The following is a 26,315-nucleotide window of genomic DNA, read 5'->3' as shown; positions in this document are numbered from 1 at the left end:
GGATACTTCTGCTTTTTATAACCTTTTTAACTTCTCGCTATCGTTAATGAATACACTGCCGGACAGCCATGAAGCCTTAATAGCTGTGCTGCCTGCCGGACAGTGGTACCTGTTGTGTAAATATCATCAACGATTAAGGCAGCTTGTTTTAATGGTTCTGTTATTGAGAAGGGGTTATCTCTTTTCAAACGGGCTTTCCGATTTTTCTTTGCCTGCTTTTCGCCGCTCTTCCTGCGTAACACCTGCTTTACAGGGGCATCCAGCATCTCTGCCAGAGCCAGTGACTGGTTAAATCCTCTCTCCTGCATTCGGCTTTCACTTAGCGGAATTGGAACTATCGTCAGGGAAGCATTATTATTTGCAAACTGGTTTTCAAAAGCGCTTTTCAGTTCATTTCGAAAAATTTCTCTTAATAAATAATCTCCCCGGAATTTCCATTGCGTAATTATTTCACGTATCGTGTCATTATAATGAAAAATAGAATAATTCCTTTCAATATTATCGCCCAGCTCTCTCCACTGCTGGCAATCTAAACAAATCGACGAGCTCCAGGCCCGGCTGCATACCTTACATCTTTTTCCTGAAATCATCTCCAGCTTACCAGCGCAGGATGCACATAATGCTTGGCTTTTTTCTACTGTCAGCCAGGTAGACCATGTTAATGAATTTTCTATTCGTTCATAACAATACACACAATAATTCAAAGCTTTCTCCCCCTCTCATTCATATCTAAAATCATTTGTCTTGCCTTTTCCATTGGATCTGTTTTCCCATCGTGGAAAAAGATAACTTCCCCAGACGGATCATCCGCACTTCTGCCGGCCCTCCCTGCAATCTGAACCAGGGCAGCTTCATTAAACACCTCATGACCTGCATCCAGTACAACGACATCCACAGAAGGAAAGGTAACTCCTCTTTCCAATATAGTTGTCGTGATTAAAGCATGTAATTCCCGATTTCGAAATTGTATTATTTTCGCTTCTCTATCTTTATCAGCGGCATAAACAGCTTGTAATTCTTCAGTAGTTGAAATAGCGCCTGTTTGAAGTAGTAATAAGGTAATTGCCTCTTTTAATTCCTCGATCATAGATATTTTCGGTACAAAAATCAGTAATTGACGCTGGTGATTCTGTCTGTTCATAAGCCATTTTCGAAAAGCAGCAGGAAGTTTTTTATTTGCAAGCTGGCTGGAGAGGTGAAAGGATAACTTCAATTTAGGAACTGGGAGAAGATGCCCGTGATAACGTAAAGGTACAAAAACATGCGGGAGTTTTCCCAGTTTCATCTGCAGTCTGAAATTTTTACGAGGGGTAGCGGTGAGGTATAAAGTCGTAGATTGTTTCTTAGCTGCCTGTTTTGCAGCATACATTAAGCTTTTATCTAGATAAAATGGGAAAGCATCGACTTCATCAATAATCAATACATCAAATGCTTGATAGTAACGCATTAATTGATGCGTAGTTGCTAAAATCAGCTGGGACTTTCCAGCCTGATGCTCACTTCCTCCATAGAGCGCTTCGATGGTCACATCTTGAAAAGCCTGTTCCAGCCGGGGAAATAATTCACGGATAACATCCACACGTGGAGAGGCTAATGCAATTCGTTTCCCCTGCTTCAAAGCAGCGGTAATCGCCGGGAACAGCATCTCAGATTTTCCAGCTCCACATACTGCCCAGCACAAGCAGGCTGGCAGTTTTTCATTAACAGCCTGTTCCAGCTGTGCTGCTGCATTGCTTTGCGCAGGGGTTAATTTTCCTTCCCAGGTTAAAGGATTGGGATGGTTTGGCCAATGTACCTCTGCCCCATTCCATATATAGAGCGGCTTACATTCACTTATTCTTCCCATTTGGATACAGCGGCGGCAATACAGATGCTTTCGCTGACAGATGCCGCAGGGATATTCTGAGAAATAATGTGCGGATGTATTACCGCACCGGATACATTTTGCGGAGCCTTTTTGATTTTCTATTGCAGGGATTGAAATTAACTGTTTTGTAGAGAGGAGAACTTGAAAACATTTCTCAGGAAGAAGGATTTCTTCTTCTAATAATCGTTTACCGGATAAAGATTCGGCGAGGAGCCTGGGGGAACACGAAGTCAGTTTATCCATATGCAATTTGATACCTCCATGAATGCAGATTATTTTATAAAAATTGTTCAGGTATAGGGAGGGGAACTTCATTCAGTGCGCTTTTGCACTGCTGAATGAAGCTATATTTTATCTTTCATACCAGGCAACACCAATAGCTCCTTGCCCCAGATGCGTACCAATAACTGGCCCGAAATAACTGATGGATGTTTCTATTTCTGGATGCTTTTCTTTAAAATCTGCTTCTAATTTTTCTGCATAAGGGCGGTCATTCCCATGAATAAATACAACTCGCAGATTTTTGCCTGCAGCAACTTCTTCTTCCAATAATCCAAGAATGCGGGAAATTGCTTTTTTCTTCGTGCGGATTTTTTCAAATGGGACAATCAGCTTGTTTTCAAAATGAAGGATAGGTTTGATCTGTAAGAGACTGCCTAATATCGCTTGAGCATTTGACAATCTTCCGCCTCTCTGGAGATTTGTTAAATCATCAACCATAAAATAGGCACGGACCGTTTTTTTCATTTCATCCATTCTTGCTAAAATAGCATCTACAGATTTCCCATCCTGAGCCATAGCTGCTGCCTCCAACGCATAGAACCCTTGTATCATACAGCTGATTTCAGAGTCATAGGCATAGACATCGATTCCTTCTACCATTTCTCCTGCACTTACCATTGTCTGGTACGTACCGCTGATACCGCTTGATAAATGGATAGAAATGACCGCATCATAGTCTTCTGCTAATTCCTCGAGTTTTTTTGTAACCTCACCGACAGACGGCTGCGAAGTACTTGGCAATTCTTTGGAATTAGCAAGCTTTTGATAAAATTCTTCCGTTGTAATATCTAATTCTTCACGATAAGACCCATCCTGGAAAGTTACGCTCAGCGGTACCATATGAATTCTATATTTTTCACGATCTTCTGGCGCAATATATGCTGTACTATCGGACATGACAGCAATCTTCATAGACATTTACTCCTTCTCTTTTCTGTCATTACAGTAAAATAACAGCACAAAAATGATAGGCTTTTTCCACTTTTCATGCTGTGCTGTTTCTTTTTACCTGTATGTGAATTCTATTTACTTGACATTATTCTACACGATAATCCTGTAAAAATCGAATGCTTTATCAGCCTCTTAACCTGGAATATAGCAGCCATTTATCTTTTCCAGCTAAAAGCTTATATATTTCCGATATAAAAAGCGCCCTGATTGTTATTGTCAGGACGCTTTTCTATTCATATTTTACAATTAAATAACTTCTACCCAGCCTTTTCGAATCGCACAAACTACTGCTTGCGTACGATCATTAACATTCATCTTTTGAAGAATGTTACTTACATGGTTTTTCACTGTTTTTTCACTGATATAAAGAGATTCTGCCACTGCACGATTACTCTTTCCTTCTGCTAACAGCTGAAGTACCTGGCATTCTCTTCTTGTTAATAAATGAAGCGGCTTACGGTGCTCCACATTTCTGTTTGCCAGACTGGAAGTATTTTCGCGTGCTAAACGGCGGTATTCTTTTACTAAATTATGTGTAATACGCGGATGCAAATAAGAACCCCCGCTGCTTACCACTTTAATTGCCTCTACAAGTGCTTCTGCATCCATCTCTTTTAATAAGTAACCTTGCGCCCCTGTTTTTAATGCATGTGTAACATAGTTTTCATCATCATGGATAGATAAAATGATTATTTTTGTATTTGGAAATTGTCTTATTAAATCAGCAGTTGCCTGTACCCCGTTGATTTTAGGCATATTAATGTCCATCAGCACGACATCCGGATTATTATCTCTCACAAGATTAGCAGCCTCAGAGCCGTCATCTCCTTCTGCAACTACTTTAAAAGCTGATTCAAACTCTAAAATCCGTTTAACACCTTCCCGAAATAATTTATGATCGTCAATTAATACAATATTTACTTCTTTTTGTACATCATCCATATATAAATCTCCTTTTCTACTTAATGATACTAATTGAACATTTTTTTAATCATTAATAGATAGATAGCATAGTTTTTTTAATATAAAGTAAGTCTATTGTAGTACATATCATTGCTATTGTCTCATTTCAGCTCAAATCTATTTATTTTTAAAGGCTTAGTTATTTTACAGATGAGAACATGGTTATGAAAATGCCAAGGCGCTTTTCGTTTTAAAATATGAGTTTAAAAGAATACAGGAAGGCAGGATTTTGTTATAAAATTTTTTTATGTTTTTGTAATTTTTTAAGTTCTCTACTATTTTTATACGAAAATCGCCTTTTTTCTACAATATCTATTTTTTATTATATACTTAAGTTAAAGAATATGGAACATTTATTGTAACCGTTGTTCCCTTTCCTTTTCCTGTAATAAGCTTCAGATCGCCATCGAGCATCTCAACGCGTTCTCTCATTCCTATTAACCCAAAAGAATTATCGCTCTTTTCTGCCGGGTTAAATCCTTTGCCGTTATCTGTCACAACCAGGATTAATCTATCTTTTAAAATTTCTAGTTTAACCTTAATTTCTGTTGCTTCACTGTGTTTAATAGCATTTTGTGCAGCCTCCTGCATCAGCCGGAATAAAGCAACCTCATATTTATTATTTAATCTTTTTTCTTCTCCAAACACAATAAATTCCACATGAATATTGTGATATTCGGTCAATCGGTCTACATATTTCCGAATTGTCGGAACTACCCCTAAATCATCCAGTGCCATCGGCCGCAAATCATATATAATTCTCCGGACCTCCTGCAAAGAAATGCGGACATTTTTCCGCAATGACTTAATCTCTTCGGATATTTCTTCCGGTGTTCCTTTTTTCACAACATAGTCGAGAATATCTGAACGTAATAACACGTTAGCCAGCATTTGAGCTGGTCCATCATGGATTTCTCTTGAGAGTTTTTTTCTTTCCTCTTCTTGTGCTTCAATAATTTTCAAGCCAAACTCTTGTTTTTCTCTGGCATCTTCAATCATTTCATTTACCTGCTTAAAATCATCCTGCAGAAAATTAAAGATTACAGCAATTTTAGCAACAAGCTCTTCTCCACGTTCCAGTATATGTGTAAGACTTGTCAATCTGATTTCTATTTCATCACGCCGCTGCCGCAGCAGCTTTTCTTCTTCACGCATAATGATTAATTTTGTTTGAAAATCATGCGTTTTTTCATAAACCTTACGTACCTCATTTTCAGAGTATTTATTAAAGTCCTTACTAACCAGGGCGAGCTGTTGACGATATCTTTTCACATCTTTCTCCAGGTTGTCTCCTTTTTTAATATACTCTTTTACTTTTTTTTTGGTTGACTCCAGTTCCTTAGTAAGATATTCATACTCTTTTCTTCCCTCTTCGGTAATTTCAAATACTTGATGTTTACTTTGGTCAACCATCTGTATCATATTCTCTACAATTTGATCTATTGCCTGGTTATTTAATCTTATTGTCATCAGAAACTCACCAACCTATGTTATAATTATTCGTAACTTTCCTTGATTTTATAAGGATATTTTCAAAAAAATTAATTAAAAACGCTTGTAATAATACAGTTTTTTACTTTTGCTGCATATTCTTGTAAACTAAGAGTGAATGATGTAGGTAAAAAACACTAAAAAATCTAGCGATAAAATCTAATTATATGAATTATTTTATAAGGATCAACCCTAAAATCAATGGTTGATATTAATGAATAATTATGGTAATTAGGTGAATTTTTATAGAATAGTTATTTTTATTGAGGTGAAAATTATAATGCTATCAACTTATTATACTGTAAAACAACATGGTACAGACGAAATAACCATTCAAAAGTCACGTTTTATCGCAAATGTTAAACGTGTCGAATCAGAGGAAGAGGCTCAGGAATTTATCCAATCCATAAAAAAAGAACACCGGGATGCTGCACATAATTGTTCTGCATATATGATAGGTGAAACAGATCATATACAAAAAGCAAATGATGACGGGGAACCGGGCGGAACTGCCGGTGTACCTATTTTAGAAGTATTAAAGAAAAAAGGTTTGAAGGATACTGCTGTTGTCGTGACAAGATATTTTGGAGGTATAAAGCTTGGAGCAGGCGGCCTTATCCGCGCTTACGGATCAGCAACTACACAAGGTATCAAAACGACTGGAATCGTCCGCCGCGAACGGATGCAGGGAGTTTCCGTAACTGTCGAATATCCTATGCTGGGCAAGCTGGAAAATGAGGTCCGTCAGCAATCAAAATATATTTTAGAAAATATTCATTATCTTGAGAACGTAGCATTTATTATTTATGTAAAAACAGAAGAAACAGATGCTTTTAAAAATTGGATTGTCGAAATGACAAATGCACAGGCAACGATTGAATTACTGGATCAAAAATATGTCGAAATGGATGTTCATGATACCCCTTCTTAAACAAGGGACAATGCGGTATTACTTTATAAACAGTTATCCGCAATTTCCGGCACACAAAGAGGCTCTGTCAGATTACAGTGACCTGACAGAGCCTTTTAAATTAAAATGATTTAATAGATTTCTTTACGTTCGTATTCATTGACAATTCTTTAACAAGTAATTGCACTATTTCATCCATTGAATTTAATTTTTGATTTTCTGTATCGTGAATGACCCTTTTTAGAATCTTTTGATACTGTTCTTGCTCCCTGCCCATTCATCTACCGCCTTTGAATAATTTTTCTTGAAGTCGTCAACCTTTACTATGAAGTATGTAAATGTCGAATGCTGTATTCTAAGCTAAGGTGAACTTTCTCATTAAACGTAATTCTATAAAAAAAAAAGCATATTGTCTACTTTTTTTGATAATTTTTTTAATTTTAATAGATTGACAGTAAGTTTACTTTTACTTTCTTGTTGCTTTTTCAAGCAATAAAAGTCATGTACTCTATTAATTGCTGTTTTTTTTATTCTGAATCATAGAGAAAAATTACCTACAAAATTTGTTTAAAACATAGACGGTTAATCTAAATTTCGATATAATCTATTACAGATTTATTTTTCCTGACAATTACTAAAAATTTTAAAATCGAGGAAAGAATAGAGGAGAATATTTTGGTATCTAGAGTAGATAATAAAGTTCGTAAAAAGAGAAAAAAATGGCCATTTATTGTTGGTGGAATAATCCTATTTTTTGTTTTAGTTATTGGCGGCGGGGCTTTCTTTGTTTGGAGCCAGGTTGGTAAAGTAGTAGAATCAATGCACAGTCCATTAGAAAGAGATAATGATCCGGGGCGTCAAGATCAAATTAATCGTCTGTATAACGATTCAGATGCTGTTAATATTCTGCTTCTGGGTGTGGATGAACGCGATGGAGATGCAGGCCGTTCTGACACAATGATTTTGCTTTCCTTAAACCCAAGAACAGATTCTATGGTTATGTTAAGTATTCCCCGTGATACTTACGTAAATATTCCTGATCGGGGAATGGATAAAATCAATCACGCGTATGCCTTTGGCGGGACGCAGTTATCTGTAGAAACAGTGGAACAGACATTTGATTTGCCGGTTCACTCTTATATTCGTGTGAATATGGAAGGATTTGAGCAAGGTATTAATGCTTTAGGCGGCGTTACTGTTCAAAACAGCACAGCATTTTCCCAGGATGGATATAATTTCAATGAAGGTAATGTTACTTTAGATGGGGAAGAAGCGCTTGCTTATATCCGTATGAGAAAACAAGACAGCCGCGGAGATATGGGAAGAAATGAACGTCAGCGTGATGTAATTGTTGCTGCAATGGATGAAGCAGCCAGCTTTTCAAGTATTACCAAAGCGAGTGATATCCTTGATATTTTAGGGAATAATGTCCAAACCGACTTAGATATGAAGCGGCTGCAGACATTATTCAAGGACTACAGCGGAACCAGAAAGAATGTAGAAACAATGGAAATTTCCGGAGATGGTCAAACCATCAATGGCGTTTGGTATTATGTTGTATCTGATGAAGAAATCAATCGTATAAATTCAACGATTAAAGAGCACATGGAACAAAAATAAAGAAATTATCATGACTGGACTTCAACAAACAGACTACTTAATCCGATTAGAAAACAAAACGTCACCTGGTATATACAGCGTGACGTTTTTTCACACAATCTCTTCTATTTTCTAATTATATAAGTTGAATTTATAAATGTAACAAAACGTTTTTCAAGCAAGTTTTTGCTCGCATTATTTCCTGACAATACTTCGTTTGATCCATTCGTGTGGATGGTACTTATAGAGTTTGAACATATATTTTTTAAAATTTTATGACTTATTATCTATTATTCTTAAAACAATGCAGAACATGGTATACTTTTACGTAAAGAGATATTTTTTAATGGGGGTTAGAAAATGTGGAAAAAAAGTTTATGGCTGATTCTTTTTATCGCCCTGTTAGCCGGGTGCTCTGAAGAACAAGTCGACCCGACGAATACATTAAATCAATATGCAGAATCAGTAGAAGAAGGAGACTATGAATCTCTATATAATCTTTTTTCTCAAGAAGCGAAAGATACATATAATGACGAAGATTCATTTATCCGCCTTGAGAAATTATATGCTGATATTTCTGCTTCTGATATTGAAATAAATGCACAGGAATTAGAAGAAAGGGAAATTGCCAATGCTTACGATGATGGCATAGCAACTATCCCTTTTACTGTAAATATGAATACGGTAGCTGGCGAAATTTCATTTGATTATCAGGCTGAACTGACCTTAGTAGAAAAAGAAGATGAAGAAGACAGCTGGTTAATTAATTGGGATCCCGGCTTTATCTTCCCAGAACTTGCAGATGGCGGGGAAATTAAAATTTTTCCTGATGAACCAGTCAGAGGGGAAATTCTTGATAAAAACCAAATCCCGCTTGCAATTAATGATACTGTGTATGAATTTGGCGTTATTCCAAGTCAATTAGGAGATAATGAAGCTAAGCGTGAGGAAATAGCCCGTTTGCTTGGGATGTCTGTCGACTCCGTCAATGCAAGTATTGAAGCAGATTGGGTGAAGGACGATTTATTTGTTCCACTGAAAAATATACTTCCGGATAATTCAGATACTGTCCAGCAGTTAAATGCCATCGAAGGAGTTTCTTATCAGGAAGTAAATGGAAGGGTTTATCCAGAAGGGGAAATAGCTGCTCATCTGGTAGGATACCTCCGTTCAGTCAATGCAGAGGACTTAGAGGAGCTTGATTCAACAGAGTACTCTTCCTCTGACAAAATTGGCGCACGCGGGTTAGAAAGTTTATTTGAAGAAGAGCTCCGCGGGAAAAAAGGAGCCTCCATTCAAGTTGTAAAAGAAGGCGAAGAAAATGTTACAATAGCTGAAAAAGAGGTAGAAGACGGACAAAATATTACTGTAACCATTGACATTAATATTCAGGATAAAGTTTTCCAGGGGTTTGATGAAGATCCCGGCAATGCTGCTGTTATTGATCCAAAAACAGGAGAAACACTGGCATTAGTAAGCAGCCCATCGTTTGATCCAAATGATATTCTTTATGGGACATCTTCAGATTATTGGAGCGATATGGAAGAGAATGAGCTGCAGCCAATGCAGAACCGCTTCTCTTCCACCTTTGCACCAGGCTCTGTTATTAAACCAATCACTGGTGCAATCGGGCTGAAAAACGGTACAATTGTATACGATGAAGGCATTGAAATTGAAGGGCTGAAGTGGGAAGATTATAATGTAACACGCGTATCCACTTCTAATGGCCCGGTTGATCTGGATGATGCCTTGATACGTTCAGATAATATCTATTTTGCTATGAAAGCTGTAGAAATGGGCGGAGATGCTTTTGTCGAAGGTCTGCATGAATTTGGAGTTGGGGAGGAATTTCCATACACCTACCCGGTGACAGATTCTACTATTTCTAATTCAGGAGACTTAGATGATACACACCTGTTGGCACACACAAGCTATGGACAAGGCGAAATTGAAATGAGTGCTCTGCATCTGGCAACCGCCTATTCAACTTTTTTGAATAACGGGGATATGATTCAACCAACTTTATTAACCGAAGAGGAAACAGGGCAGATTTGGAAGGAAGGCCTGATTACAGAAGAACAGGCTGATGAAATTCAAGAATCTCTGAGCAAGGTCGTTACAGAAGGAACTGGTAAAGCAGCTAAAGAAGCTGATTTCCCTATCTCTGGTAAAACAGGAACAGCGGAATTAAAATTAACCGGTGAAGACAGTGGGGATGAAAATAGCTGGTTTGTCGGCTATCCTACTGATGATCAGGATTTAATGATTGCCATTATGGTTGAAGGAACCAAAAATCATGATCGCAGCTCTGGAGTTGAAAAAGCAACAGAAATTTTAATAGATATCAAAGATTAAAGCTTTTGTTAAGGGGTTAAGCATTTATAAATGCTTAACTCTCTTTTTATTTTCCGCAAAAAAAAAGCCATATAGCAGAAAGCGTGTCTGCCATATGGCTGATGTTAAAATAACTCTGATTTTACTTATCATTTAGTGCATTTGTTAATTCTAAAAATGCTTCTTTGTCACCGCTGTCAATTGCTTTATCAATTAATCTTCTCACATTTTCATATTCCAGCTCTGTTATTAACTGGTCCAAAGCTCTCTGCTGGTCTGAAACAGTCTCTGTATCTTCCGGCAAATAATAGGATTCTGCAATTCGATGAAGCATTTCTAAAAAGCCTGGAATAGAAACTAATTGGGACATGGAAATAGTGAGTACTTCTTTTCCTTTTTGAAAAGCAAAGACATCGTCGATATTCTCAATTTTCTTCGTCTTGCGGTTAATGCGTACTTCCGTCGATTTAACAGGGATAAATTGATATACTTTCTTATTCATAATAATTGAGAAGTACTGATACGCTAAAATAATTCGGATATACTTTTCTTCCGTCTTTACATAGTAAGGCTTTAACATTTTAACAGTAACCATCTTATCCCTCCCTGTTTAAAACATACATCTAAATTTTCTGTTAATTAATTTTATCGGATATTGTGAGAAAATTCAAGTAAAAATTTTAATTGTCAAAAAATTATTTTATATTACGCTGAAATCTAAATCTTCTCTTTCCTTATCTGAAAACACTCTGGACCGGGTTAAAAAACGTTTTCCCTCTGGCCCCTCCAGTGAAAACATTCCCCCTCTTCCATTAACAACATCAATAATAAGCTGCGTATGCTTCCAGTACTCAAATTGATCCTTGGAAATATAAAACGGAATATCTCCTGGCAGATTTCCCAGTAAGACATCAGAATCACCTGTTCTAAATTCTCCAAGCGGATAGCACATTGGCGAGCTTCCGTCACAGCAGCCTCCTGACTGATGAAACATTAGCGGACCGTGAATATCTTTTAACTTCTCCAGCAGCTCCTGCGCTTCCTGTGTTGCAATAACTCTGTCTACCATGGAAAATTCCTCCTTATTGGAATAACTGCAGAAAGAGAATTTATCTGCTTATAAATTCACAGCAGGCATACGTATAATTATATGCCTGCCGATATAGTTCCTCTGTAATTCACTTATATTTTTATCCTAGAATAAACCGGCAGGGCCTTCACTGTAGCTGACCAGCAGGTTCTTTGTCTGCTGGTAATGATCCAGCATCATCAAATGATTTTCTCTTCCAATTCCTGATTTCTTATAACCGCCAAACGCTGCGTGTGCCGGATATTGATGATAACAATTTGTCCATACACGCCCGGCCTGAATACCACGGCCAAAACGATAGGCTGTATTCATATCACGCGTCCAAATGCCGGCACCCAATCCATAAAGTGTATCGTTCGCAATCTCCAGCGCTTCTTCTTTATCTTTAAAAGTAGTTACGGATAGGACCGGTCCAAAAATTTCTTCCTGGAAAATACGCATCTTATTATTCCCTTTAAAAATGGTCGGCTGTACATAATATCCTGAAGCCAGCTCTCCATCAAGCTGATTTACATCTCCGCCGACAAGAACCTCTGCGCCTTCCTGCTTTCCAATATCCAGATAAGATTTTATTTTTTCATGTTGCTCTTCTGAGGCCTGTGCCCCCATCATTGTATCTGTATCAAGCGGGTGACCGATTTTAATTTGATTAACACGTGCAATCGCTTTTTCCATAAAGCGGTCGTAAATCGATTCATGAACAAGTGCACGGGATGGACATGTACAAACCTCTCCCTGATTTAAGGCAAACATAACCATTCCTTCAATTGCTTTATCTACAAAGCTATCGTCCTTATCCAAAATATCTTCAAAGAAAATATTTGGAGATTTTCCGCCCAGTTCAAGTGTTACCGGAATAATATTTTCTGAAGCGTATTGCATAATAAGACGACCTGTTGTTGTCTCACCGGTAAATGCAATTTTTGAAATGCGGCTGTTTGCTGCAAGCGGTTTTCCAGCTTCTACTCCAAAACCATTTACAATATTCAGTACACCGGCCGGCAATAAGTCTTTAATTAAATCGAGAAGAACATGAATGGATGCAGGTGTCTGCTCCGCAGGCTTCAGTACAACACAATTCCCGGCAGCCAATGCCGGTGCCAGCTTCCAGGTTGCCATCAGTATCGGGAAATTCCAAGGAATAATTTGACCGACAACACCTAACGGCTCATGGAAATGATAAGCAACCGTATCATTGTCAATTTGACTCAAGGTTCCTTCCTGTGCCCGGATAGCTCCGGCAAAATAACGGAAATGATCAATTGCCAATGGAATATCTGCTGCCAATGTCTCACGAACGGCTTTACCATTCTCCCAGCTCTCTGCTACAGCTAATTTTTCTAAATTCTCTTCCATCCGGTCAGCAATACGATTTAAAATAACTGCACGCTCTGCGACGGACGTTCTCCCCCACGCATCTTTTGCTTCATGTGCTGCATCAACAGCAGCTTCAACATCTTCCTTCGTCGAACGGGCCAATTCACAAAATACTTCACCTGTAATCGGAGTTGTATTCTCAAAGTAGTTTCCTTTTACTGGCGGCCGGTACTCTCCCCCAATGTAATTGTCATAACGTTTTTCATAGTTTACAATAGCACCTTCTGTATTCGGATTAGCATACTTCATTTTAAACTCCTCCTTAATGTAAGCGATTACAATATAGTGTTAATCAAATATTAAATTGTTATCTTAGTATAGCAAATATTATTCTACTTTTACAATAATTTCAACTATTTATTTTTTAATATCCTTTCCTATCTGTAATTCTTATTAAACAGAGAAAAAGCCTCCGCAATCAATATGCAGAAGCTTCATTAAATAGCATACAGTGCCCATCATTCCCATCTAAATTATATAGTCAGGGAAAACAGACACTCCTTTTACTGATTAACTAAACTTGGCTCAGCGGGAAAAATCAGACCCGTTGAGCCATGCTTTGCTTTATCAGTAACAAATACTAGAGATACTATTTACTTTAATTCAGGAATCACACGAACTTCCTTTGCCATTTCGGACTGACATAAAGGACAGCTCGGTTCATCTTCAAAACTAAATGATTCTCTCATCCATCCTTGACAATCTTCTTTAGTACATGACCAGACGCTCGTTTCAACCTCCGGCACCGGTTCTTTGGGTCCACGAGAAAAAGACATTATAGCATCTCCCTTCCTAATATACAGTATACGCTATTTTTTGAAAGAGTGAAACTTTTGAGCATAACAACTTTTCTTACTTTTTTCAAGTATGAATTCCCTGGTTTTGTTAAATTAATTTTTTTGCTTGTCTCATAGCTTGTACTATTTTTCTATTCTCTATACCCCAGAAGCAAATCGCCCCTTTTTTATTTTATGTGCTAACTTTAGATTCATGATAAAATATCACGATTTTATTATATAAACCTTTAACTGTTTACCTCAGTGCAAATTTTTCGATTGCTTTTCCAACTCCGTCTTCCGTATTACTGGAGGTAATTGCATCTGCTACTTCTTTAATTTTTTCTTGAGCATTACCCATAGCTATACCAACGGCTGCCTCTTGAATCATTTTTACATCGTTCAAGCTATCGCCAACTGCCATAACTTCTTGCATAGAAATACCCGTACGTTTACAAAGAAAATCTAATGCATCTGCTTTGCTTACTCCTTCAGGGTTAATTTCAATATTTGTCGGCAAAGAATTCGTTAGTTCCAGACCACTAAATCCAGCCAGTCTTCTTTTAACTTCATTTAATTTTTCTTGATCCTCCGAAGCACAGCCAAATTTCAGCCATTGATAATCATGTATATTTACAAATTCATCATCATGAAATACCTTTTCAGTAGAAATCATCCATTTGCGTATGCCTATCTCTTCTGTTACTGCATATAACTTCTCCACTATATTGTTAGCAAGCAGCTTCCGTCGGAGTAACTCTTTTTCAATCGTCCAAACCTCACCGCCATTAGCAGTAATCAAGAATGTCTGTAAATTTAATTCTTGTGCATATGGATAGCAGCCCTGAAATCCCCGTCCAGTACTTAAAACAACTTGAATTCCTTGGTTTAATGCTTCTTGAATTGCTTCTTTGTTCCGTTTTGATACCTCAAGTTCTGGAGTTAATAATGTTCCATCCATATCCAAGGCAATCAACTTAATTGGTTTTGTCATATCATCCATTCCTCATTTCTCTTTTATCCTGCTTTAAGTATAATAGAAATGCTTCTACTTTTACTACTAAAACGAAATTTCTCTTGATTAGGGAGCACCTTTCTTTTCAAAAGATAGAAATATTTATTTAAATCCGTTAAAATACCAGTTATTTCTACAAATTATTCTATAATATTTCCCAGGAAATACTCTTGCTTTACTAAAAGAAAAACACTTAATCAGATATTTCCTAATTAAGTGTTATCCTTTAAAAATTTATTTTACTATGGATTAATCCAAATCATTCATTACTTCCTGAAGCTGATTTTTTTCGGTAAATTGGATAATCTGCTCTAAATCTAATAATAAAATAAGTTCATTGTCAATTGTAGCTACCCCTAATAAAAAGGTATCTTTTATCTCACCAACAAGCTTTGGTGCAGGTTTTATTAATGAAGCCGGAATATCCTTTACCTCTGTTGCCTGATCAACCAGCATACCAATTTGCATATCATCTACTTGAACAACAAGCGTTCTGGTCTGGTCAGTTATTTCTACACTACCAAGATTCAATCTTTCACGTAAATCGATCATCGGTGTCATAATCCCGCGCATTTCTGTAACACCCATCATAAAATCAGGTGTACGTGGAACTTTTGTTAAAGATAATTCGCGTTCTATTGAAACAATTTGCTGCACATGCACTGCAAAAGTCTGATCTTTTAATTTAAATAAGATATGTTTATCTGTATCCATTGACTTAGCTCCTTTTTTGGACTTTTTAATTTAATCAATTAACGCGTTGGGATCAATAATGAGAGCAACCTCTCCATCGCCTAAAATAGTGGCACCTGATACAGCAAATACTTCCCCAAGATAATTTCCAAGAGATTTTAATACAACCTCCTGCTGGCCGATTAATTCATCAACAATCAATCCGATCAGCTTTTCGCCCTTTTTAATAATAACGGTAGGATAACGATCCGCTTCTGTCTCACAATCAGGAACTTGAAGCACCTTTCCTAAAGAAAGGACAGGTATTATTTTACCTCGATAATCAATAACATCTGAACCATGGGCATCCATAATCTTCTCTTTAGGCAGCATAATCGTTTCCAAAATGGAAGTTAATGGAATTGCAAATGTTTCTTTTTGTATATGCACCAGCATTGTTGTAATAATTGATAGGGTCAACGGAAGCTGGATGGAAAAAATACTCCCTTTACCTGAAGCTGTTGTCACAGAAATTTTACCGCCTAAAGCTTCTATTTTATTCTTTACAACATCTAATCCTACACCACGTCCGGACACATCAGAAATAGTATCCGCTGTACTGAAGCCGGAGCTCATTATTAACGCAGCAATCTGATCATCCGTTAATTCTTTAGCCTGCTGTGGAGTAATAATATTATTTTCAATCGCCTTTTGCGATACTTTTTCACGATTAATTCCTGCGCCATCATCTTCAATTTCCACAAAAACATAATTTCCGCTATGGTAAGCACGCAGAATCAGCTTACCCTCCTCCGGTTTATTATTTGCAATACGTTCTTCCGGATGTTCGATTCCATGATCGCATGAGTTACGGATTAAATGGACAAGCGGGTCGCCAATTTCATCGATTACTGTACGATCGACTTCTGTTTCAGCACCTTTTATTTCCAGGGCAATTTTTTTATTCAAATCTTTGGATAATTGACGAATCATTCTTGGGAAACGGTTAAATACCTGTTCTATCGGAACCATCCGCATTGCAAGAATCAGTGATTGCATATCAGAGCTTACTCTGCTTAAATGTTCAACAGTTTCTCTTAAATCACTATTATCTATAGATGAAACAAGTACTTCTAAACGGCTTCGGTCAATGACAACCTCTTCAAATAAATTTAAGAGATTATCAATTTTATCAAGATTTACCCGGATATTTTTAGAAGCTGTTTTCTTTCCGTTATTTTGTGCTGTATTATTCTTTTGAGGTGCTTTTAAGTTTGGCTCAGGCACTTCCGCAGCTGCTTCTTTTACTTTTGCCAAATCAGTTTTTTCATCGACTGGTACAGTATCTGCCTGTATATTCTCTGCTTGATTCTGATTATCAGCAGATCCCCCGTCCGTCTGAATAACATGTGCTTCAACAGCTTCAACTTCTGAGATATTTTTGACCGCTTCAATCAATCTTTCAGGCTCCTGGTCGGTCAGAAATAATAAAGTAAACCCAGAATCAAATGCCCCTTCTTCAATCTCTTCAACAGTTGGAGAAGTCCGGATAATTTCTCCCAAATTCTCTAACACTTCAAAAACCATAAATGCTCTGGCGCCTTTTAAAATACAGGCTGCTTCAAAAGTAACTGCTAAATCATAAGGAACCATTCCTTGTTCTTTCGCCTGCTGAACAACAGTAAGCTGAAATTCATCTAAATCAGAAGTCTTGAAATGATTGACTGTATTTGAAGATTCCTCAACTGCAACAGCTGCAGCAGATTCTGAAATCTCCTCTCCTTTTTCAATCGCTTCCAGCTTTTTGACATGCTCGCTGACATCTTTTTTTCCATCTCCGCCATTTCGAATAGAATCGACCATATCTTCCAAATCATCAATGGCAATAAATAAAGTATCTATTATTTTGGTATTCGTTACTAATTCCTCATTGCGAATCAGATCCAGTACATTTTCCATTTTATGTGTGAGCGAGGCAATATCCTCATACCCCATTGTTGCAGCCATTCCTTTTAGCGTATGTGCGGAGCGGAATATCTCATGTACATACTCCAAATTAGAAGAGTCTTCTTCCAATTTCAATAAAAAATCATTGATTGATTGTAAATGTTCCTGGCTTTCATCTAAGAAAATATCTAAATATTGTTGCGTATCCATATGATTCCCCTCTATTCTATCTACATTCTATTGTTCTCCTGTTTCCTCCGGTACATTAATCTCATAATTCGGTAAAACCAATACCTCTACGCGCCGATTTCTTGCCCTGTTTTCCTTTGTATCATTTGGATAAGCCGGGTCAAATTCCCCATGTCCTTTCACGCTGAACATAGTCGGATCCAGGTTGTTATTTTCAAGTATAATCTGCATAAAATTCATAGCCCTGCTCACGCTGAGCTGCCAGTTTGAATCATAGTCTGCGTTATGAATAGGAACATCATCGGCGTGACCACTGATAACTACCTGATGAGGAGGTTCTGTATACAGGATTTGAGAAACATCCTCTGCAACTTGCCTTCCCCCCGTCTTTACCACCGCACTACCCGAATCGAACAGAATATCATTGCGCATCGTAATAAGCAGACCCTCTCCGGTCAGCTCGGTACCAAACTGTTCTGTAAGACCAGCTTCTTCAATATAATCATTGATTTCTCTTTGAATCCCCTGCAGCTTAAGAAGCTCCTGCTGACCTTCTATATCCTCTTCACTCAATCCTTCCTCGTCATCCTCGCCTTCTTCCATATAATCGCCATCATCCCGGCCTTCTTTCACACTTGGAGGAATTGGTTCGGAATCATAATCTAAGAGACCTTTACCTGATCCAGCAGATAATTCATCACGAAAAACGTTGGCAAGCTGGAAATATTTTTCGACGTTGATATCACTTGAAGCGAACAATACAATAAATAACGCTACTAACAATGTTAATAAATCAGAATAAGGAAGCAGCCAGGACTCATTTATATGCGATTGCTTTTTCTTTTTCCTTCTCCTAGCCATCGCTATCCCTCTTCTGCAATTCTGCTAACTCTTTAGATGAAAGTAAGGATCCTAATTTCTCCTGTACAATTAATCTGGAATCGCCTGTGGTAATGGACAAAACGCCTTCCACAATTAATTCTTTTTGCATTATTTCCCGTTTTGACTTTTCACGCAGTTTATTCGCAAATGGATGCCACAGCACGTAGCCTGTAAAAATCCCTAACAATGTGGCTACAAACGCTGCAGAAATAGCATGTCCCAAAGCATCAATATCAGACATATCAGACAGCGCTGCAATCAATCCGATTACAGCACCAAGTACTCCCAGTGTCGGAGCATATGTACCTGCCTGCGTGAAAATAGCAGCACCTTCCTCATGCCGCTGCTCCATTGCTTCTATTTTTTCAATCATGACATCCTTAATAAAATCGGGTGATTGCCCGTCAATTGCTAATTGCAGGCCCGATGAAAGAAAGGGATCATTCACTTCACTCATTTGATTTTCTAAAGAAAGCAGACCCTCTTTACGAGTTTGGTCTGCCCAATCCATAAATAAAGCAATAAGCTCTTTAGAATCGGTTTGTTTCTCTTCAAAAAATAATTTTTTAAATAATGCCGGAACTTTTTTTAAAACACTTCCCGGAAAAGCAATTGTAACTGCTGCCACTGTCCCAAGCAGAATGATGAGAAATGCTGCAGGCTCCAGCAATGCACTTAATTGTGCACCTTTTAATACCATTCCGACCCCGACAGCAATTAGTCCTAATATTAAACCTATGACTGATGTTTTATCCATATGTATCCTCCCGTTTTCCATTGTACCTACTTTTAATATCGGTAAAATTCATAAATTATGAAGTCCCTGCAAGGTAAATTTCGCATTAATCGACAAGTATTTTACAAATGATTATTCCAGATAAGAAAAACAGGCTGTGCAATCTGCACGAGCCTGTTTTTGTCAAATAATCTGATAAATAACAGCTTGATAAGGTTTGAGTTTTCCCAGTGTAGCTTCTTCATAATTATTAATCAGTAATTTTAATGATTTATCCTTTAATTTTTCCGGTAATTCATATTCCGTTTCTTTTCCAAAAACATTTACCAGGATGAGCCACTTATTTTCTTGATATGTCCGCATATAAGCATATACACCTGGATGATCCTTTATCACAAGATCGTAATTCCCGTAAATGAGCCCCTGCTCCTGCTTCCGTAATGCAATCAGCAGTTTATAGAAGTTCAGAATAGAATCGGCATGATTTTGCTGGTTTTCGACATTGATGGATGGATAATTTGGATTCACTTTCATCCAGGGTGTTCCTGTTGTAAAACCGGCATTCGCTTTACCATTCCACTGCATTGGTGTACGTGAATGGTCCCGGCTCGTCTTCGCTAATGCCGCTAATATTCCTTCTTCCGGAACTCCTTTTTCCAGCTGCTCCTTATAAAAATTCTTCGCATCAACGGCATCATATTCCTCGATTGATTCAAATGGGGCATTCGTCATTCCAATTTCCTGTCCTTGATAAATAAACGGCGTCCCCTGCATCATAAAGTATAGTACAGCAAAAGCTTTTGCTGAAGCCGCATGATAATTCTCCGGATCTCCCCAGCTAGATACAGAGCGAGGCTGATCATGATTTTCTAAAAACAACGCATTCCATCCGACTTTCTCCAGTCCCTTCTGCCAGGTGGTAAATACATCCTTCAGTTCTTCTAAATCAAGCCCTTCCCCTGTTTCTCGTCCCCAAAGATTAAGATGATCAAATTGAAAAATCATATCAAATACACCATGCTTTTCACCAACCCAGTCATCTGCCTGTGCCAGTTTCACACCATTAGCTTCTCCAACAGCCATAATATCATAATGATCCAGCGTTGCTTTTTTAAATTCCTGCAGAAATTCATGAATACCGTCCCGATTCATATGTCCTTTAAAAGAAGGAACATATTTTTTCTTTTTCGGGTTCGGTAAATCAGGAAACCCGGGCTTCTTCTTTATATGCGAGATTGCATCGACACGAAAGCCGTCGATTCCTTTATCCAGCCACCAGTTTACCATTATATATAAATCTTTGCGTACTGCTTCATTTTCCCAGTTTAAATCCGGCTGTTTTTCAGAAAAAATATGCATAAAATATTCTTTTGTCTGTTCATCATATTTCCATGCTGACCCCCCAAAAATAGACTCCCAATTGTTCGGCACTTCCCCGTTTTTCTTTCCGGGATGCCAAATATAATAATCTCGGTATGGGTTGTCTTTAGATGACTTGGACTCAACAAACCAGGGGTGCTCATCAGAAGTATGATTGATAACCAGATCCATAATCAGACGCATACCCTTTTGATGTACTTTTTCAAGCAGCTCATCGAAGTCTGCCATTGTTCCAAATTCTTCTGCAATCGCCTGATAATCACTAATATCATAGCCATTATCATCATTAGGAGATTGATAGACAGGGCTGATCCAGATAACATCGATCCCTAAATCCTTTAAATAATCCAGTTTAGAAATAATACCTTGTATATCGCCAATTCCGTCCCCGTTAGAATCCATAAAGCTTCTGGGATAAATTTGATAGGCTGTTGCTTCTTTCCACCATATTTTTTTCATATGCCGACTTCCCTTCTTAAATAACGGAACTGGAAATATACTCTTCTTACCAGAGCATATAATCCAGTTCAATTTATCTTAAGCCCACCACATTGTGGCTGGTGCTTCTGTTATATTTACCTGTTTTAAATTTTTCACAGCTGCTTGAAAGCCTTCCTGAATTGACATAATCGGGTCTTCATGCTCGATGCTGATAACATAATCATAGCCATACGTTCTGAGTGCGCTCACAATGTTGGACCATTCCTGAATGCTATGACCGTACCCTACCGAACGAAATGTCCAGGCCCGGGTCTGGACCTCCCCATAAGGCTGCATGTCGGTTAAGCCGTACATGTTAACATTATCCTGATCAATATATGTGTCCTTGGCATGAAAATGATGAATAGCTCCGGCTTTTCCTAAAATTTTAATAGCCGCAACCGGATCAATTCCCTGCCACCATAAGTGACTCGGATCAAGGTTTGCCCCGATAGCATTATTTGTTGCTTCACGAAGTTTCAACATCGTATATGGTGTATGAACAAGGAAACCGGCATGCAGCTCCAGTCCAATCTTTACGCCATGATCTTCTGCAAATTGCCCCTGCTCCCTCCAATATGGAATCAGTTTTTCTTCCCATTGCCATTTTAAAATATCGGAGTACTCCGTCGGCCATGGAGTCACCGGCCAATTAGGATATTTGGAATCTTCATTCGATCCCGGCGTTCCGGAAAATGTATTTACAACAGGAACATCCAGCATTTCCGCCAGCCGAACAGTCTTTACAAAAGCGTCATGACTTGCTTTAGCATGTGCTTTATTCGGCGAAACAGGATTATCATGGCAGCTGAATGCACTAATCGTTAACCCGCGGGACTCAATTTTATCCTTGAATTCCTTTCGTTTCTCGCTGTTTTCCAGCAGTTCATCAATTTGACAGTGTGCGGTTCCCGGGTTTCCCCCTGTCCCGATTTCCACAGCATCTAATCCGGCGTCTTTTACATAATCCAGCATCTCTTCCAACTTTTTCTCAGCAAATAAAACAGTAAATACACCCAGTTTCATTATTAGCCTCCTAGTTTATAAAAATACTTTTTCCCCGCTCACTGCTCTCATAGATTGCATCCATTACCCTGGTTACTTTCAGCGCATCCTGCGGGCTGCTTTTTAATTGATCTCTGCCTAAGCAGGCATCAATAAAGTTTTTCGCCTGCAAAAGACCGGCTTGCTGTTGATCCTGTGTTGTATTCGTATGCGTTTCCATCATTCGATTATACTTAGACTGATAGAATTCATAAGGAAATACACTTAATCCACCATTTTCTCCCGATATCGAGATATGCGTCTGATCTTCTTTTATATTTGCCGCCCAGGAACACTCAAATAATAACGTGCTTTGATCATCAAAACGTATATAAGCGCTCACATGATCATCGACGTCAATGGCTTCATGGTCATAGCTTCCCCAATCATTAACCTGATTCGGCTGCTTGCTTAGACGCTGATAGGTCTGTGCATTTACTTCGACTGGTTTGGAAGGAGAAACAAGCCAAAGAGCTGTATCTAGTAAATGGCAGCCCCAATCAATTAAACTCCCTCCGCCCTGAAGCTGCTTATTGATAAATACACCCCAGCCCGGAACCTTTCTTTGACGTAAAGCCTGTACACGCGTAACAATAGGACCCCCTACTCCGGCCATGGACTGCTTAGCCAAAACAACGGCATCCATAAATCGATAATGGTAGCCAATCATTAAGATACGGTTATTTTTTTCTGCAGCATCTACCATCCGTTTTCCTTCAGCTGCATTCAGCGCCATCGGTTTCTCACATAAAACATGAACGCCCTGGTTCAAAGCTGCAACTGCTATTGATTCGTGAAATTTATTTGGTGTACAAATCGTTACGGCATCAACATACTTTAACATCTCTACATAGTCTTCATACACATGCGGAATGGCATATTTTTCTGCTACTTCTCTGGCCCGGACAAGGTTAACATCCTGTATCCCAGTTATTTCTACATATTCTCTTAATGACTGATAGGCTGGAATATGACGGTTCTCCGCTATTCCTCCTGCACCAATCAGTCCCATTTTCAATCGTTTCATCATGAATCACTTCTCCAGCGAATAAATTCTTTTCGTTTTCACAGATTCTAAAGCACCCAAAATAATAGCAAGTGACTTCTTTCCTTCTTCTCCATCAATTAATGGAGCAGTATCGGTTTGAATCGAGTCAACAAAATGATTAATAACATGGGTTGTTGTCTGACCGCCTTCATCATTAGACTGAATTGCACCGAGCTCGTACTTTACTGTTTCACCATTTGCATATTGAACCACCAGTGAATAGGCGGGGTCATCCTCCAAACGCAGTATTGCTTTTTCTCCATAAATAACCGTCGAGTTATCCTCTTTTGCCGTGTATGCCCAGCTTGCTGCCAGCGTCCCAATTGTGCCCTTTGCTGATTTAAGAATCAGTGTGGCGTTATCATCGACATCTGTATTTTCTTTTGCACTTGTCTCCACAAATGCCCCTACTTCTACAAACTCATCCTGTAATAAATAACGGACTAAATCTGCTTTATGTACGCCTAAATCGCCCATTGCTCCAATAAATGCTTCGTCTTTTTTAAAGAACCAGCTTTCTTTCCCGTCAGCACTCCAGCCTTCTGGACCGCCATGACCAAATGCGGTACGGAAGCTGTAAACGTTCCCAATCGCTCCGGATTCAATCAGTTCTTTGGCTTTTCGATGAGAAGCAACAAACCGCTGATTATGACCAATCATTAATTTCTTCCCGTTTCGTTCCGCCGCTTCAATCATTTTATCTGCCTCTTCTATAGAAGTTGCCATCGGTTTTTCACAAAGTACATGCATACCGGCGTTCAGCGCATCAATGCTGACAGGTGCATGTAAGTAGTTTGGCAGACAAACACTGACAGCATCAATACGCTCTTCTTTCAACAGTGTTTTATAATCTGTATAAGCCTTAGCCTGATATTTTACTGCTGCTTCCCTGGCCCGTTCGCCAACAACGTCGCAAACAGCTGTAATTTCGACGTTCTCATTCGCTGCGTACTCCGGCAGATGCCGATGTGTTGCAATACTTCCGCATCCGATTACTGCTACTTTTATCCTCATCTCTTATCTTCCTTTCTACGTCGTTTTATTTTTCAATCGGCTGGAAATTACCGTATGTATGCTTCGGCGTGTTTTGATTTTCAGCCCATTCGACAGCATTTTTAATTACCTGTTGAACCTCTGCCTGATGATAGGTTGGATAGGTTTCATGACCAGGGCGGAAATAGAATATTTTCCCTCTGCCGCGTTTAAACGTCGCCCCACTGCGGAAAACTTCCCCGCCGGTAAACCAGCTGACAAAAATCAATTCATCCGGTGCCGGTATATCAAAATGCTCCCCATACATTTCTTCTTTTTCAATTTCAAAATACTCACCGATTCCTTTGGCAATTGGATGGGATGGATCTACATTCCAAACACGTTCTGTATCATCCGATTCACGCCATTTCAAATCGCAGCCTGTCCCCATAAGAGATTTAAAGATTTTCGAGAAATGTCCTGAGTGAAGAACAATTAAACCCATGCCATCTAACACACGCTTTTTCACTCTTTCCACGATGGCATCCTGTACTTCATCGTGCGCCATATGCCCCCACCAGAGCAGCACGTCTGTTTTCTCTAATAAATCCTCCGGCAATCCATGCTCCGGCTCATCTAATGTCGCTGTAGTCACATCATGCCCCGCTTCCGTTAAAAAGCCGGCAATAGCTCCATGAATCCCCTCCGGATAAATAGAAGCAACTGTTTCATTTGTTTTTTCATGACGATTTTCATTCCATACTACGATATTCATTGCGGACACTCCTTATTTGATTTCTTTTATTCTATCGTGACATCGATAACAGGACTGTTATCTTCGGTTAATTTTCTATGAGACTCTCTTGATTCAATGCCCATAAACATGATTTCATTCGTTCAACATCTTTATAAATTTGTTCTTCTGTGCTTCTTCTGATAATTATAATACTGTACCCTTGCTGATAACAGGATACCAGCAATTTTTTATTTCATTACTTTAACGGAATTCCGGTATGCGATACAATGAGGAATAATAATCCGCTTTTCATTTAGCACCTGATTCGTACATATTTGAATAATTGCTTTTGCTGATTCTACACCCAGGCGAAAGATCTGGATATCCACTGTTGTAAGTGCAGGATGTATAATTTCTGAGAAATAAATATTATTAAAGCTGACTAAAGATATATGTTCGGGAACCTTCAGCCCATATTCCTCCAGCATACTGATAACCCCTACACTGATTAAGTCATCGCTTACAACAATTGCATCCGGCGTTACTTTAAGTTCTAAAATTTGTTCAACAGCTTCCCTTCCCCCGGACTTTAGAAACTCTGTATGGATGATATACTCTTCTGATACAGGAATGCCGGCTTCTTTTAATGCTGTTTCATAGCCTTTTTGCCGGTCGATGGTTACAACCAGATCTGCGGCTCCTCCAATAAATGAAATCCGTTTATGTCCATTTTCCAGCAAATGCTCAGTAATGTCTTTCCCCGCTTTTATATTATCATTGTCTACATGAACTATTTCATCTTTATATTCTGAGGGTTTTCCTACCATAACAAAAGGGAATTTCTTTTCCTTTAAAAAATCCACTACGGAATCATTCAGTCGTGAATAAAGTAAAATTATCCCGTCAACATACTTACCCAGGACCATTCTTTCGATTTCTTTAAATTTTTCTTCCTCTGTTTGCCCGGACGAAAGAAGCATCGAAAATTGCTCCTGATGAAAATAAGATCCTATCCCTCTTAAGACCTCCGTAAAAAATGGATTCTGCAAAGACTTATCCGCTGAAGACGGCATAATCACGCCAATTGTTTTCGTTGACTGCACAACTAAATTCCTGGCAGTCAGATTAGGGTGATATCCTAATTCTTCCATTGCTGCTCTAACTTTTTGTTTCGTCTCTTCACTTATCCTCGAGTTGTTAGCAATTACCCGGGATACTGTAGATGGAGAAAAACCGGTTACCTTTGCTATATCTTTGATTGTAACTATTTTCATCACCCTCTAAGTCAGCATATTCACGATACTTCAACATGGCATAGAAACAGAGCCAGCCAGCATCCCCATGAAGCCTGTATAGCTGTTAAACTTAAAATTAATTGTCTCTCGATGGAGGCTCGCAAAGCAACACAGTTCCCAGGAATGCTTACCATACAGAAAATAAGTAATAACGGAAAAATTCTCTGTCTCTTATATCTTTGTTTTATAGTGCGTGTTCAAAAAGTTTCTAAATTAGAAGCAAGAAGATCAAGGCGACGTGGTTTTTACGAACGGACTTTCACAGGACGTGATGACTTC

General features: G+C 38.6%; 24 protein-coding genes. 3 read left to right on the top strand and 21 right to left on the bottom strand.

Features of this window, described 5'->3' with window-relative positions; all coding sequences use genetic code 11:
• Positions 1 to 26 precede the first annotated feature (26 nt).
• From BN1068_RS06015 to BN1068_RS05995, 5 genes are all read right to left on the bottom strand, one after another.
• On the bottom strand, positions 27 to 704 hold the full coding sequence (locus BN1068_RS06015; protein ID WP_077601923.1) for a ComF family protein: 678 nt from the start codon (positions 702 to 704) through the stop codon (positions 27 to 29).
• Positions 701 to 2,110, bottom strand: coding sequence for an ATP-dependent helicase ComFA (locus BN1068_RS06010; RefSeq protein ID WP_077602204.1), 1,410 nt, complete (start codon positions 2,108 to 2,110; stop codon positions 701 to 703). The genes BN1068_RS06015 and BN1068_RS06010 overlap by 4 nt, the downstream gene beginning before the upstream one ends.
• A gap of 108 nt (positions 2,111 to 2,218) precedes the next feature.
• Complete coding sequence (locus BN1068_RS06005) at positions 2,219 to 3,061, bottom strand: DegV family protein (protein WP_077601922.1); 843 nt, start codon at positions 3,059 to 3,061, stop codon at positions 2,219 to 2,221.
• Between the two features lie 285 nt (positions 3,062 to 3,346).
• Positions 3,347 to 4,042 (bottom strand): response regulator, encoded by a 696-nt coding sequence (locus BN1068_RS06000; protein WP_077601921.1) that lies wholly within the window; start codon positions 4,040 to 4,042, stop codon positions 3,347 to 3,349.
• A 351-nt stretch (positions 4,043 to 4,393) separates the two neighbouring features.
• A complete protein-coding gene (locus BN1068_RS05995) occupies positions 4,394 to 5,533 on the bottom strand; it encodes a sensor histidine kinase (RefSeq protein ID WP_077601920.1) in 1,140 nt (379 codons plus the stop codon).
• A gap of 301 nt (positions 5,534 to 5,834) precedes the next feature.
• Here BN1068_RS05995 and BN1068_RS05990 point away from each other — a divergent pair, with 301 nt between their 5' ends.
• Positions 5,835 to 6,485 carry a YigZ family protein gene (locus BN1068_RS05990; RefSeq protein WP_077601919.1) on the top strand — a complete coding sequence of 217 codons (651 nt, stop codon included), beginning with the start codon at positions 5,835 to 5,837 and terminating at the stop codon, positions 6,483 to 6,485.
• 100 nt (positions 6,486 to 6,585) lie between these two features.
• Here BN1068_RS05990 and BN1068_RS23570 read toward each other — a convergent pair whose 3' ends face one another.
• Complete coding sequence (locus tag BN1068_RS23570) at positions 6,586 to 6,741, bottom strand: hypothetical protein (RefSeq protein ID WP_175637091.1); 156 nt, start codon at positions 6,739 to 6,741, stop codon at positions 6,586 to 6,588.
• A gap of 398 nt (positions 6,742 to 7,139) precedes the next feature.
• On the opposite strand from BN1068_RS23570, the gene BN1068_RS05985 reads away from it, so the two are divergent.
• Both BN1068_RS05985 and BN1068_RS05980 read left to right on the top strand, forming a co-directional pair.
• Complete coding sequence (locus tag BN1068_RS05985; protein ID WP_077601918.1) at positions 7,140 to 8,084, top strand: LCP family glycopolymer transferase; 945 nt, start codon at positions 7,140 to 7,142, stop codon at positions 8,082 to 8,084.
• 339 nt (positions 8,085 to 8,423) lie between these two features.
• Complete coding sequence (locus BN1068_RS05980; RefSeq protein WP_077601917.1) at positions 8,424 to 10,418, top strand: penicillin-binding transpeptidase domain-containing protein; 1,995 nt, start codon at positions 8,424 to 8,426, stop codon at positions 10,416 to 10,418.
• 121 nt (positions 10,419 to 10,539) lie between these two features.
• On the opposite strand, the gene BN1068_RS05975 is transcribed toward BN1068_RS05980, so the two are convergent.
• The 15 genes from BN1068_RS05975 to BN1068_RS05905 all read right to left on the bottom strand — a co-directional run bounded on the left by BN1068_RS05975 (position 10,540) and on the right by BN1068_RS05905 (position 26,009).
• Complete coding sequence (locus BN1068_RS05975) at positions 10,540 to 10,992, bottom strand: IDEAL domain-containing protein (protein WP_077601916.1); 453 nt, start codon at positions 10,990 to 10,992, stop codon at positions 10,540 to 10,542.
• Between the two features lie 105 nt (positions 10,993 to 11,097).
• A complete protein-coding gene (locus tag BN1068_RS05970; RefSeq protein WP_077601915.1) occupies positions 11,098 to 11,466 on the bottom strand; it encodes a DUF779 domain-containing protein in 369 nt (122 codons plus the stop codon).
• Between the two features lie 126 nt (positions 11,467 to 11,592).
• Positions 11,593 to 13,113 (bottom strand): aldehyde dehydrogenase, encoded by a 1,521-nt coding sequence (gene adh / locus BN1068_RS05965; RefSeq protein WP_077601914.1) that lies wholly within the window; start codon positions 13,111 to 13,113, stop codon positions 11,593 to 11,595.
• A gap of 344 nt (positions 13,114 to 13,457) precedes the next feature.
• Positions 13,458 to 13,640 (bottom strand): cold-shock protein, encoded by a 183-nt coding sequence (locus BN1068_RS05960; RefSeq protein WP_077601913.1) that lies wholly within the window; start codon positions 13,638 to 13,640, stop codon positions 13,458 to 13,460.
• 256 nt (positions 13,641 to 13,896) lie between these two features.
• The gene (locus BN1068_RS05955) at positions 13,897 to 14,643 is read right to left on the bottom strand and encodes a Cof-type HAD-IIB family hydrolase (RefSeq protein WP_077601912.1); all 747 of its coding nucleotides are present in this window, start codon (positions 14,641 to 14,643) and stop codon (positions 13,897 to 13,899) included.
• Between the two features lie 261 nt (positions 14,644 to 14,904).
• Entirely contained in the window at positions 14,905 to 15,369 is a 465-nt protein-coding gene (locus tag BN1068_RS05950) for a chemotaxis protein CheW (RefSeq protein ID WP_077601911.1), read from the bottom strand.
• Positions 15,370 to 15,399: 30 nt separating this feature from the next.
• Positions 15,400 to 17,484 carry a chemotaxis protein CheA gene (locus BN1068_RS05945; protein ID WP_077601910.1) on the bottom strand — a complete coding sequence of 695 codons (2,085 nt, stop codon included), beginning with the start codon at positions 17,482 to 17,484 and terminating at the stop codon, positions 15,400 to 15,402.
• 27 nt (positions 17,485 to 17,511) lie between these two features.
• Positions 17,512 to 18,324: a flagellar motor protein MotB gene (gene motB, locus BN1068_RS05940; RefSeq protein ID WP_077601909.1), complete on the bottom strand. Its 813-nt coding sequence runs from the start codon at positions 18,322 to 18,324 to the stop codon at positions 17,512 to 17,514.
• On the bottom strand, positions 18,317 to 19,102 hold the full coding sequence (gene motA, locus BN1068_RS05935) for a flagellar motor stator protein MotA (protein ID WP_077601908.1): 786 nt from the start codon (positions 19,100 to 19,102) through the stop codon (positions 18,317 to 18,319). Before motA ends, motB begins: the two co-directional genes overlap by 8 nt.
• A 162-nt stretch (positions 19,103 to 19,264) precedes the next feature.
• On the bottom strand, positions 19,265 to 20,920 hold the full coding sequence (locus tag BN1068_RS05930) for a glycoside hydrolase family 13 protein (RefSeq protein WP_077601907.1): 1,656 nt from the start codon (positions 20,918 to 20,920) through the stop codon (positions 19,265 to 19,267).
• A gap of 78 nt (positions 20,921 to 20,998) precedes the next feature.
• Positions 20,999 to 21,967 (bottom strand): sugar phosphate isomerase/epimerase family protein, encoded by a 969-nt coding sequence (locus BN1068_RS05925; RefSeq protein WP_077601906.1) that lies wholly within the window; start codon positions 21,965 to 21,967, stop codon positions 20,999 to 21,001.
• A gap of 10 nt (positions 21,968 to 21,977) precedes the next feature.
• A complete protein-coding gene (locus BN1068_RS05920) occupies positions 21,978 to 23,015 on the bottom strand; it encodes a Gfo/Idh/MocA family protein (protein ID WP_368483272.1) in 1,038 nt (345 codons plus the stop codon).
• Positions 23,016 to 23,018: 3 nt separating this feature from the next.
• Entirely contained in the window at positions 23,019 to 24,047 is a 1,029-nt protein-coding gene (locus BN1068_RS05915) for a Gfo/Idh/MocA family protein (protein ID WP_077601905.1), read from the bottom strand.
• Between the two features lie 25 nt (positions 24,048 to 24,072).
• Positions 24,073 to 24,780 (bottom strand): ThuA domain-containing protein, encoded by a 708-nt coding sequence (locus BN1068_RS05910; RefSeq protein WP_077601904.1) that lies wholly within the window; start codon positions 24,778 to 24,780, stop codon positions 24,073 to 24,075.
• A 209-nt stretch (positions 24,781 to 24,989) separates the two neighbouring features.
• Positions 24,990 to 26,009, bottom strand: a complete 1,020-nt coding sequence (locus tag BN1068_RS05905) for a LacI family DNA-binding transcriptional regulator (RefSeq protein ID WP_077602202.1) — start codon at positions 26,007 to 26,009, stop codon at positions 24,990 to 24,992.
• Positions 26,010 to 26,315: the final 306 nt, after the last annotated feature.

This window comes from Oceanobacillus sojae (assembly GCF_900162665.1).
GTDB classification, from domain to species: domain Bacteria; phylum Bacillota; class Bacilli; order Bacillales; family Amphibacillaceae; genus Oceanobacillus; species Oceanobacillus sojae_A.
This window is presented reverse-complemented; position numbering and strand designations above follow the sequence as displayed.

Coding starts and splice junctions, on each gene's coding strand:
- BN1068_RS23570 (WP_175637091.1), bottom strand. CDS start 6,741: ATGGGCAGGGAGCAAGAACAGTATCAAAAGATTCTAAAAAGGGTCATT.
- BN1068_RS05990 (WP_077601919.1), top strand. CDS start 5,835: ATGCTATCAACTTATTATACTGTAAAACAACATGGTACAGACGAAATA.
- adh (WP_077601914.1), bottom strand. CDS start 13,113: ATGAAGTATGCTAATCCGAATACAGAAGGTGCTATTGTAAACTATGAA.
- BN1068_RS05975 (WP_077601916.1), bottom strand. CDS start 10,992: ATGGTTACTGTTAAAATGTTAAAGCCTTACTATGTAAAGACGGAAGAA.
- BN1068_RS05910 (WP_077601904.1), bottom strand. CDS start 24,780: ATGAATATCGTAGTATGGAATGAAAATCGTCATGAAAAAACAAATGAA.
- BN1068_RS05970 (WP_077601915.1), bottom strand. CDS start 11,466: ATGGTAGACAGAGTTATTGCAACACAGGAAGCGCAGGAGCTGCTGGAG.
- BN1068_RS05980 (WP_077601917.1), top strand. CDS start 8,424: ATGTGGAAAAAAAGTTTATGGCTGATTCTTTTTATCGCCCTGTTAGCC.
- BN1068_RS05995 (WP_077601920.1), bottom strand. CDS start 5,533: ATGACAATAAGATTAAATAACCAGGCAATAGATCAAATTGTAGAGAAT.
- BN1068_RS05930 (WP_077601907.1), bottom strand. CDS start 20,920: ATGAAAAAAATATGGTGGAAAGAAGCAACAGCCTATCAAATTTATCCC.
- BN1068_RS05945 (WP_077601910.1), bottom strand. CDS start 17,484: ATGGATACGCAACAATATTTAGATATTTTCTTAGATGAAAGCCAGGAA.
- BN1068_RS05925 (WP_077601906.1), bottom strand. CDS start 21,967: ATGAAACTGGGTGTATTTACTGTTTTATTTGCTGAGAAAAAGTTGGAA.
- motB (WP_077601909.1), bottom strand. CDS start 18,324: ATGGCTAGGAGAAGGAAAAAGAAAAAGCAATCGCATATAAATGAGTCC.
- BN1068_RS05955 (WP_077601912.1), bottom strand. CDS start 14,643: ATGGATGATATGACAAAACCAATTAAGTTGATTGCCTTGGATATGGAT.
- BN1068_RS06000 (WP_077601921.1), bottom strand. CDS start 4,042: ATGGATGATGTACAAAAAGAAGTAAATATTGTATTAATTGACGATCAT.
- BN1068_RS06010 (WP_077602204.1), bottom strand. CDS start 2,110: ATGGATAAACTGACTTCGTGTTCCCCCAGGCTCCTCGCCGAATCTTTA.
- BN1068_RS05920 (WP_368483272.1), bottom strand. CDS start 23,015: ATGATGAAACGATTGAAAATGGGACTGATTGGTGCAGGAGGAATAGCG.
- BN1068_RS06005 (WP_077601922.1), bottom strand. CDS start 3,061: ATGAAGATTGCTGTCATGTCCGATAGTACAGCATATATTGCGCCAGAA.
- BN1068_RS05950 (WP_077601911.1), bottom strand. CDS start 15,369: ATGGATACAGATAAACATATCTTATTTAAATTAAAAGATCAGACTTTT.
- motA (WP_077601908.1), bottom strand. CDS start 19,102: ATGGATAAAACATCAGTCATAGGTTTAATATTAGGACTAATTGCTGTC.
- BN1068_RS05915 (WP_077601905.1), bottom strand. CDS start 24,047: ATGAGGATAAAAGTAGCAGTAATCGGATGCGGAAGTATTGCAACACAT.
- BN1068_RS05960 (WP_077601913.1), bottom strand. CDS start 13,640: ATGTCTTTTTCTCGTGGACCCAAAGAACCGGTGCCGGAGGTTGAAACG.